Source organism: Phyllobacterium sp. P5_D12 (assembly GCF_054049495.1).
The window spans coordinates 1-1,294 of sequence record NZ_JBFUMG010000877.1 but is presented as its reverse complement, the minus strand read 5'-3'; the positions used below and the strand labels follow the sequence as shown (position 1 = coordinate 1,294).

At 52.9% G+C, this 1,294-nt stretch carries 2 protein-coding genes; both read left to right on the top strand.

Annotation, left to right across the window (positions count from 1 at the left end):
* On the top strand, positions 1–650 hold a 650-nt coding region (locus ACXJ5O_RS27255), incomplete at its 5' end, for a GDP-mannose 4,6-dehydratase (RefSeq protein WP_457302637.1).
* Between the two features lie 28 nt (positions 651–678).
* Positions 679–1,294, top strand: a 616-nt coding sequence (locus tag ACXJ5O_RS27250; protein WP_457302636.1) for an NAD-dependent epimerase/dehydratase family protein, incomplete at its 3' end; no start/stop codon positions are given.

Here is a 1,294-nt window from a genome sequence, read left to right as displayed (position 1 = left end):
ACATGCTTGAAGCGGTGCGGCTTGAAAAACCCGACGCCCGATTCTATCAGGCGTCTTCCTCTGAGATGTACGGGCTTATCCAGGAACCAATGCAGTCCGAAACCACCCCCTTTTATCCACGCTCGCCCTATGCGGTGGCCAAGCTCTATGGTCACTGGCTGACGGTCAATTATCGGGAAAGCTTCGGCCTTCATGCCTCGAGCGGTATTCTGTTCAATCATGAATCGCCGCTGCGCGGCATCGAGTTTGTCACGCGCAAGGTCACCGATGCCGTCGCACGCATCAAGCTTGGTCTTGCCAAGGAATTGCGCCTTGGCAATATCGATGCCAAACGGGACTGGGGTCATTCCAAGGACTATGTCCGTGCCATGTGGATGATGGTGCAGGAAGACGTTGCCGACGACTTCGTCATTGCGACGGGCCGCACCACCACCGTTCGCCACATGTGCGAGATCGCTTTTAACCATGCGGGCCTTAACATCGACGACCATCTCATCATCGATCCCGCCCTGTTCCGCCCGGCGGAAGTCGATGTCCTCTTGGGCAACCCCAAGAAGGCCAAGGACAAATTCGGCTGGGAACCGAAGATTTCACTTGAAGACATGATCGTTGAAATGGTCGAAGCCGATTTGAAGCGACTCAAAAAGTGAGTTCAGCATGCTCAAAAAGTGTTGAAAAATGACCACGTCTGAACATCGAATTCTAATAACCGGTGCCAATGGATTTGTCGGGACGTGGCTTCAAACTGAGTTGAAGTCACGTCAGTCTAATCATTCCATCGATTTTTTTCCTGTTGGTTATAAAGCAGCGACCGGTAAGTCCATCGACATCAGGGATTACGATCAGCTTGTTGATCTGGTGGATGGATATCAGCCCACCGCAATTGTCCATTTGGCAGCAGTCGCGGCGCCGGCCGAGGCCCGCAACGCCCCACGACTCGCCTGGGATATCAACGCCACCGGTACGATGAATATGGCTTACGCGGCAATGGAAGCTGCACCAAATGCCAGATTTGTTTTCATAAGCAGCTCAGAAACGTACGGCACATCGTTCAACGATTTCGAAGGAGAGCCTATCGGCGAGAACGTTGTCCTCAAGCCTATGAATGCGTACGGTGCCAGCAAGGCAGCGGCCGAGGCACTTGTCGGACAGCTCGCACACGAAGGATTGAATACAGTTCGGTTTCGTCCATTTAATCATACTGGGCCGGGCCAAACCGAGGAATATGTCGTCGCAGCGTTCGCGAAACAATTGGCGGAAATTTCAGTTGGTTTGAGGCCACCAGTCATTAAAG